Source organism: Polaromonas sp. P1_E3 (assembly GCF_056405935.1).
Map to the genome: position 1 here is coordinate 1 of NZ_JBFUBD010000130.1, position 7,666 is coordinate 7,666.

Annotated in this window: 7 protein-coding genes; 3 read left to right on the top strand and 4 right to left on the bottom strand. The window is 61.4% G+C overall.

Going from position 1 to position 7,666, the window contains the following annotated elements; all coding sequences use genetic code 11:
• A partial coding sequence (locus AC1D0Z_RS13535; protein WP_477658748.1) for an ATP-binding protein occupies window positions 1-1,438 on the bottom strand: 1,438 nt, incomplete at its 3' end.
• A gap of 353 nt (window positions 1,439-1,791) precedes the next feature.
• On the opposite strand from AC1D0Z_RS13535, the gene AC1D0Z_RS13540 reads away from it, so the two are divergent.
• Complete coding sequence (locus tag AC1D0Z_RS13540) at window positions 1,792-3,225, top strand: aldehyde dehydrogenase family protein (protein ID WP_477658749.1); 1,434 nt, start codon at window positions 1,792-1,794, stop codon at window positions 3,223-3,225.
• 68 nt (window positions 3,226-3,293) lie between these two features.
• Here the strand turns inward: AC1D0Z_RS13540 and AC1D0Z_RS13545 are convergent, their stop codons facing one another.
• The 3 genes from AC1D0Z_RS13545 to AC1D0Z_RS13555 all read right to left on the bottom strand — a co-directional run bounded on the left by AC1D0Z_RS13545 (window position 3,294) and on the right by AC1D0Z_RS13555 (window position 5,796).
• Complete coding sequence (locus AC1D0Z_RS13545) at window positions 3,294-3,884, bottom strand: hypothetical protein (RefSeq protein WP_477658750.1); 591 nt, start codon at window positions 3,882-3,884, stop codon at window positions 3,294-3,296.
• Window positions 3,881-5,008: a M48 family metalloprotease gene (locus AC1D0Z_RS13550; RefSeq protein ID WP_477658751.1), complete on the bottom strand. Its 1,128-nt coding sequence runs from the start codon at window positions 5,006-5,008 to the stop codon at window positions 3,881-3,883. The genes AC1D0Z_RS13545 and AC1D0Z_RS13550 overlap by 4 nt, the downstream gene beginning before the upstream one ends.
• A gap of 71 nt (window positions 5,009-5,079) precedes the next feature.
• Entirely contained in the window at window positions 5,080-5,796 is a 717-nt protein-coding gene (locus AC1D0Z_RS13555; protein ID WP_477658752.1) for a hypothetical protein, read from the bottom strand.
• 180 nt (window positions 5,797-5,976) lie between these two features.
• On the opposite strand from AC1D0Z_RS13555, the gene AC1D0Z_RS13560 reads away from it, so the two are divergent.
• Together AC1D0Z_RS13560 and AC1D0Z_RS13565 are read left to right on the top strand one after the other, a co-directional pair.
• Entirely contained in the window at window positions 5,977-6,738 is a 762-nt protein-coding gene (locus AC1D0Z_RS13560) for an SDR family oxidoreductase (protein ID WP_477658753.1), read from the top strand.
• 290 nt (window positions 6,739-7,028) lie between these two features.
• Window positions 7,029-7,666: GTP 3',8-cyclase MoaA (locus AC1D0Z_RS13565; RefSeq protein WP_477658754.1), on the top strand; the 638-nt coding region annotated here is incomplete at its 3' end.

Consider the following 7,666-nt stretch of genomic DNA (forward strand, 5'->3'; position numbering starts at 1 on the left):
GCATCAGGGTGTGCGCACCTATCATCTGGCCCGACTGCACCGCGAGGATGCCGGCCTGGTTGACCATGGTTTCGAGGTCCGCAGGGCTGCAGCCCTCCGTGAGCTCCACAAAATGCCGCAGGTCCAGGTCCGGCAGCACCTTGTCGGCGCGCTGGCGCAGGTAGTGGCCGGTGATGGCCAGGCGCTCCTGCTGGTTGGGCATGCGGAAGTCGACCTTCATCTGGAAGCGGCGCAGCATGGCCTCGTCCATCTGCAGGTTGGCTGAATTGAAATTGGACGCCACGATCCAGATGATTTCAGCGTCGGATTTGGTTCGCACGCCGTCCAGGATGGCCAGCAGCATGTTCTGCGTATCGTCGTCATATTTGCGGTTGCCGCCGCGCCGCATGAACAGGTCTTGTGCTTCATCCAGAAACACAATGCAGCGTTTGCGCCGCTTGGCCAGGGCAAGGATGCGCGACAGGGTGTTGGAGCCGCCGGCCACATAGCCGGTTTCAAGGTTGGCAGCTGAATGGAAAAGAATCGGCAGGTTCAGCTCTTTGGCCAGGTAGCTGGCCAGCTTGGTCTTGCCCGTTCCCGCGGGGCCGCTGAACATCACGTTGAAAGGCTTGTTCACGCCATAAGCGGCGTATTCGAGGCGGCGCTCGTACTGGTCGCGGATTTGCGCAACCTCGGCCTTGATGTCGTCCATCCCGACCAGGTCTTCCAGGCCGCCGCTGATCTGGGACGGGGCAAGGAATTTGAGCGACTTGCGCTGCCCGCCCGTCTGGTACCAAAGGAAGGCGATGAGTCCCAGCGTCAGCGTGGCCGACACCAGTGCACTGGCGCCTCCCTTCCAGGCGTCCTGCTCGGACTGTGGGCGCGCATCGCCGAAGCGTTGCTCCAGCCGTGCCAACATGTCCTTGCTGGCGCTGTCGAGCGCTGCTTGCGGCACAAAGCTGAGCTTGCCGCCCCAGGGCGCGGTCACGGCTTTGTCGGCCAGAATCTTGGTCTCCATGTCTGACGGGTAATAGGCGTATTGGCGGCCTTCTGACTCGATCAGTACAAAGCGCTCGGAGACGGTCCAGAGGATGGGGCGGTAAATGATGGTGACACGCGCGACCGGATGGGCTTCGAGGAAACCCAGCACCGAGCCGCTGCCGAAAACCACAGGCAAGGCGCTGTTGTAAGTCCACGGCGCTTCGGCGCCCTGACCTGCCGCCATCGCCTTGACCTCCCGAGCCATTTTTTCCTGGCGGGCCAGTGTTGACCAGGCGTACCAGGCGCTTGCTGGAATCATCAACACCACCAGCAGCGCAGCCAGCTTCATGACAACGGTCTGGATCGACAGCCAGTCGCGCAGGCGCGCCATAAAAGCTTTCAGCCGGTCGAAAAGAGAGACTTCGGCTGCGTCGTCGGCGGGCGCCGCGCTGGGGGAACATTCGCTGGGGTTTGTCATCGCTTTGTGCATCAAAAATGCGGCCTGCAGTTGCCCTCTGCTGCCACTGTCGCGCGCCGTGGCAGTTCTGCCGCAAAGCGCTTTAAACACCATTCCATTTGTAGGAATTGGCGAGGTGTGCATGTAGTCTCAATCCTACAGAAAGCAAATTCCCCACGCAGCAAAGGTTTTGTAAATTGGTCGGCTCTGCAACACTCTCGATGTGAAAAACGCACGCTTTTGGCAACGGTTACCTTGTTAGTCCCGTCGCCCTCGCGAGGCACTTCCCCGCCGCCGCAACTGCGCCATCCGTCACTCGTCGCGCAGGCCTCCGCCAGGGCCGCATGGCACCGGTTTCAAGCAGAATCATGTGCATGCAGCTCAATTACATTGCCAACGCATCCGTTCCCTCCACCTCCGGCAAAACCATCCCGGTCATCGATCCGTCCGACGGACAGGTGTTTGACGAGATACAGCGCAGCAACGCACACGATATCGACACCGCAGTAAAAAGTGCCCGTGAATGCCTGGACCTGGTATGGAGCCGCTTCAGCGCCGCCGAGCGTGGCCGCCTGTTGATGCGCCTTTCCGCCAAAGTGGCCGACCATGCCGAGGAACTGGCCATGATCGAGCAACGCGACTGCGGCAAGCCCACCAAACAGGCGCGCGCCGACGCCGTAGCCCTGGCACGCTATTTCGAGTTTTACGCCGGCGCCTGCGACAAACTACACGGCGACACCATCCCCTACCTGGACGGCTACAGCGTGATGACCTGGCGCGAGCCCCACGGCGTCACCGGCCACGTCATCCCCTGGAACTACCCGATGCAGATTTTTGGCCGCAGTGTGGGCGGCGCACTTGCGGCCGGGAACGTCTGCGTGGTCAAGCCCGCCGAAGACGCCTGCCTGTCATTGATCCGTGTGGCGCAACTCGCGGCCGAAGTGGGCTTTCCGGCGGGCGCCATCAACATCGTGACGGGTTACGGTCACGAGGTGGGTGACGCCCTGGCCCGCCACAAGGGCATAGACCACATCAGCTTTACCGGCAGCCCCACGGTGGGTACGTTGATCCAGCAGGTCGCGGCCGAGCGCCATTGCCCCGTCACGCTGGAGCTGGGCGGCAAAAGCCCGCAGATCGTGTTCGCCGATGCCGACCTGGATGCCGCCATACCCGCCATCATCAACGCCATCGTGCAAAACGCCGGGCAAACCTGCTCGGCAGGCTCGCGCCTGCTGGTAGAGCAGTCCGTGTATGAGCCTTTGCTGGAGCGGCTGGGCCAGGCCTTCGAAAACCTGCGCGTCGGCCCGGCGGCCATGGACCTGGACGTGGGACCGCTGATACGGCAAAGCCAGCAGCAGCGCGTGTGGGATTTTTTAAGTGATGCACAGGTTGYCAACATTCCCATGGTGGCGCAAGGACAGATCGTCGACGAAGCGCCTGACACGGGGTTTTACCAGGCCCCGACCCTGCTGCGGGACGTGCCCGCAACGCACCGGCTGGCGCAGGACGAAGTGTTCGGCCCGGTGCTGTGTGCCATGAGCTTCAAGGACGAAGACCACGCTGCCGAGCTGGCCAACGCAACGCAGTTCGGGCTGGTTGCCGGTATCTGGACGCGTGACGGCGCACGGCAGTTCCGCATGGCCAAACGCGTCAAAAGCGGCCAGGTGTTCATCAACAACTACGGCGCCGGCGGCGGTGTGGAGCTGCCGTTTGGCGGCGTGAAATCCTCAGGCTATGGCCGGGAAAAAGGATTTGAGGCGCTATACGGCTTCACGACACTGAAGACGGTGGCGGTGCGCCACGGCTAGCCAAATCAGACCGGCGTCCCAGCCCAGCGCCGCCCCCACCAGAACAGCCCGGCAGGGACACCCGGCAGTTACCCCTTGATTTGCGCCGTATTCACAACGCTTTCGGCTTTCGGCAAAAGTCTCGGGAAGAATGAAAGCTTGGGCGCCAGAAAAGTAGCGGCAAACAATTCGCCCTTTCGCTGGCTGAGCCAGCCGACACCGTTGAGCTGAACGTCATCGCCTTTTCTTGTCACGGTGAATTCAAATCGCGCGCCTTTCTCGCCCGCAAATACCGAAGGCTCAACCTTGGTCATATTGACGATGGAGCCGTCGGCCGAATACATGATTTCAAAAAGATTGACCAATTGATCAAGCGGCATGCCCGCCTGATAGGTTGGAACACGGGCGGCTTTTTGCCCGGCCGGCACGCTGCCTGCAGGCTTGACCAGCAGAGCCTGACCCGGCTTGATGGCAGCCCACAGCCGCAGGTGGTCAAGAGTGAGCCCCTCCTGTGTCCACATGTCAAAAGGCTGCTGCGTGCCGGGGGGAGATACTTTGTTCCAGGCGTCGGTTACCTTGACAGCCAGCCGGTTATTCACCAGTTGCTCGCCCTCCACCTTGGTGATGGACATGCAGCCCGACAGGAAAACGAGCGCCAGAATGGTCAGGATTTTTTTCATGGTTTAAGTTCCGCAATGTAATTTTTAATAAGGCCCGCATCCGCCGCCTCGGGCGCGGCGGTGAGGTATTTTTCAAAGGCCTGTACAGCCGAGGCGACATCGGTCCGCTGCTTCTGCACCAGCCCCAGCGCCCTGAAGGCCTCGGCTGGGGGCTGCTCAAGAGCGGTCACGCGCGTCAGGTCATTCAGGGACGYCTGAATATCTTCGTTGCCCGCCCGCAGCCGATACACCTCACCRCGCGCGTACAACGCCTGACCGTCCGCGGGGTTGCGCAACAACAAGCGGTTGAACAACACCAGGCTTTCTTCAAACTGGCCACGCCGGATTTCATCCTGCAGCCAGCCGAAGCGATGCCGGGACATAACCTGCTGATATTCCGCAGCACCCGTTTTACCGCCGCCGTCGCCCGCGAGGCGAAGCAGGTCATCACGACGTGTTTCCAGCGGGGGATGCGTCGCCATCATGGGGCTGCGTTTACCCACGTCTTCCCCACCGGTGATCTTGAGTTCGCCCAGCAGGTTGTCCCACACTTGCGCAGCCTGCCTGCCGTCATACCCGGCCCGCGTCATCAGGCGCATGCCCAAACGGTCGGCCCGCGTTTCGTGGTCCCGGGAAAAAGCGAAGGCACCCGCCAGCGCCCCCAATTGGCCAATGGCGCCAACAAGGCCGAACATGCCGATGAACTGGGCGAAAGCCGCCCGGCTTCTCAGGTCCCGCAGACGTTCCAGCGTATGCCGTTCAAGGTAATGGCCAATTTCATGTCCCAGCACCGCGGCAAGTTGGGCCTCGTTTTCCGCGCGCAGCAGCAGGCCGGTCCAGACCTGCATCATGCCGTTCGGGGCCATACTGGCATTAAAGAGAGGTGTGCGCACCACATACACGCGAATATCCGGACAGTGATCACCCGCAAGACGGCACACCAGGTCTTGCAGGTACTGACTCAGCTGCGGATCGCGCACGGCGAATGGACTGCGCCGCAAGCGCGTTTCCTCGCGGTCCATCATTCCCCATAAGCCGCCCTCATCCGTTTCCAGCGCAGGGCGTGCAAAACGCTCCGCGGGCAAAGGCGAGACAGGAGCGGTAACTGGAGCCTCCTGGCCAAAGGCCGACAGGCCTGGCAGCAAGGCGCCGAACCCAAGGCAATGCTTGCAGGCCGACCGCAGGAAAGTGCGGCGCCCGCCAGCCGGCATGCCTGTCATCTGGAGACCGGAAAGCCCTTGAGAAGGGCCTCAATGGTTTCCTTGGCGGGCTCGGCCTCCCTCAGGTCTCCGGAAGCCCGGCGCAAGTCATTGAACCAGACAATCCGCCCGTTATTCAGGTCCACCAGCGACGCATAGCCGATCTGTGCCCCCCCTGCAATGCCTACGCCCAGCACAGCCATTGCGATCATCGCGGCTTTGCGTTCACTGCTGGCATAGCTATCGCGCATCCAGATGAACAGCGCGTAATCCGCTCCCGTCTTGTCCTTCAGCGGTTTGACGGCATCTCCGAGTGACCAGTTCAAGGCGTCGTTCTTGGTGGGTAGTTTGAGTACACCGCCAATCATGTGGTGCAGGAAAACGGATTGGGCGACAGCTCCATGCAGCGAATTGATGTCCGCGAGCTCGTCCATGTCTTTTTCTTCGAGCCCGATCACGTCAGAGCCCAGCTTGAGCTTGCTTGACGCAAGGCCGGACTTGACGTTTTTCTGCGCGGCCATGGTCCAGTCGGCCCTGGGCTCCTGCACGCCGCCGGCACCTATCGAAAAAAGCTCCAGATCCGCCGGCACAACGACCAGCTTGGAAGCTGCCGGGCGCTCCGAGAATCCCGGTGCCAGATTCTTGCTGGTTTGTTGCGCCTGCGCTGTCGAGGCAAAAAGCGCCAGCGCGCACAAGGCCGCTCCCGCACCATTGCGGAAAAATTTATCGTTCATGACATCCCTCCCTTTTATGGGCTGCATTGTAGATGTAACCTCATGTTTCATTTCTGGTGCCCATAGAAAAGAAACAGAGGGAAAACCCGCGCCGCGCGATCAGCAACAATAAGCAGCAGCAAGCACTGGCAAGCAGAAGTTGCCCACCACCAGCAATCCCCTCAGGAGAAAGAGCACACCATGCGGGTCAAAGACAAATCCATCATCGTGACCGGGTCGGGAGGCGGTATCGGTGAGGGCATCGCGCGGCGGCTCGCGGCCGAAGGTGCGAAAGTCATCGTCAACGACATCAACGTCGCCTTGGGTGAAAAAGTCGTGGCGGCCATCGTCAAAGCCGGTGGCACCGCGTCCTTCTTTGCCGCCGACGTGACCAAATCCACCGAGGTCAAGGCCCTGGTGGATGCCGCCGTGCAACGTTATGGCCGGCTCGACGTGATGGTCAGCAATGCCGGTTGGACGCACCGCAACCAGCCCGCGCTGGACGTCAGCGAAGACGACTTCGACAAGTGCTATGCCATCAACGTCAAAAGCATTTACCTCGCCACGATCCATGCCACGCCGGTCTTCCGCAGCCTGGGCGGGGGCAGTTTCATCAACATTGCGTCAACGGCCGGCGTACGCCCGCGACCGGGCCTGACCTGGTACAACGGCTCCAAGGGCGCGGTCATCACGACCTCCAAATCCCTGGCGGCCGAGCTCGGCCCCGACAACATCCGGGTCAACTGCATCAACCCGGTCTTTAACCCCGACACGGGCCTTTCCGCCGATTTTGCCGGCGGCCCGCTGGACGAGGAGCGCAAGGCGCGTTTTCGCGCCAGCATCCCGCTGGGGCGCTTTTCAACCGCGCTGGACGTCGCCAACGCCGCGCTTTACCTGGCCAGCGACGAGGCGGATTTCATCAGCGGCGTGTGCCTGGAGGTTGACGGCGCCAGATGTGTATAGATAGAGCCCCCACGCTCGTCACTTCGTGTACWTCCCTGCCCCCCGAGGGGGCGCTGCGCCTGCGGCCCGGCAAAGCCGAAAATGGCATACCCCTATCGGGCTCACTTCGTGTAGCCCTTTTCCCCTTGCAAGGGACAGCGCCTGTGGCCCGGCAAAGCCGGCTCCACGGCCCCCGCTTGTTGAAGAGCCGCCGTACTCAAGGCCATTAATGCGCAACCTTTGGGGATAAGGCGTGGTTTTAGTGCTCCAGCCGGGCCAATGGAGTAAATTCTCCCTTTAGGCCCCTCACGATGACGACCGAAAAAATCATTCCGCTGGCAGATATTCGCTACGCAAGCCGCGTACCGCACATTCCTGCCCGGCTGACGGCACCGACGGGGCTCTTGAGCGACACGCTGGGCCGGCCGCTGCGGGATCTGCGCATCAGCGTGACGGACCGTTGCAATTTCCGCTGCAGCTATTGCATGCCGCGTGAGGTGTTCGACAAGGACTATGCCTTTTTGCCGCAAACTTCTCTGCTGAGTTTCGAAGAAATTACCCGGCTGGCAAAGGTCTTCGTGGCGCACGGCGTCGAAAAAATTCGTTTGACCGGCGGCGAACCCTTGCTGCGCAAGCATCTGGAAGTGCTGATCGAAATGCTGGCGAAGCTGCAGACGCCGCAGGGCAAGCCGCTGGACATCACGCTTACCACCAATGCATCCCTGCTGGCCAAAAAGGCCCAGTCGCTCAAGGACGCCGGCTTGCAGCGGGTGACGGTGAGCCTGGACGGCCTGGATGACGCCACATTCCGCCGCATGAACGATGTGGACTTTCCGGTGGCCGATGTGCTCAAGGGCATTGAGGTGGCGCAGAAGGTCGGCTTGGCGCCGCTCAAGGTCAACATGGTGGTCAAGCGCGGCACCAATGATGCCGAAATCGTGCCGATGGC

Excerpts from the sequence above, each read along its gene's own strand:
- AC1D0Z_RS13545 (WP_477658750.1), bottom strand. The coding sequence starts at position 3,884 with ATGAAAAAAATCCTGACCATTCTGGCGCTCGTTTTCCTGTCGGGCTGC.
- AC1D0Z_RS13555 (WP_477658752.1), bottom strand. The coding sequence starts at position 5,796 with ATGAACGATAAATTTTTCCGCAATGGTGCGGGAGCGGCCTTGTGCGCG.
- AC1D0Z_RS13560 (WP_477658753.1), top strand. The coding sequence starts at position 5,977 with ATGCGGGTCAAAGACAAATCCATCATCGTGACCGGGTCGGGAGGCGGT.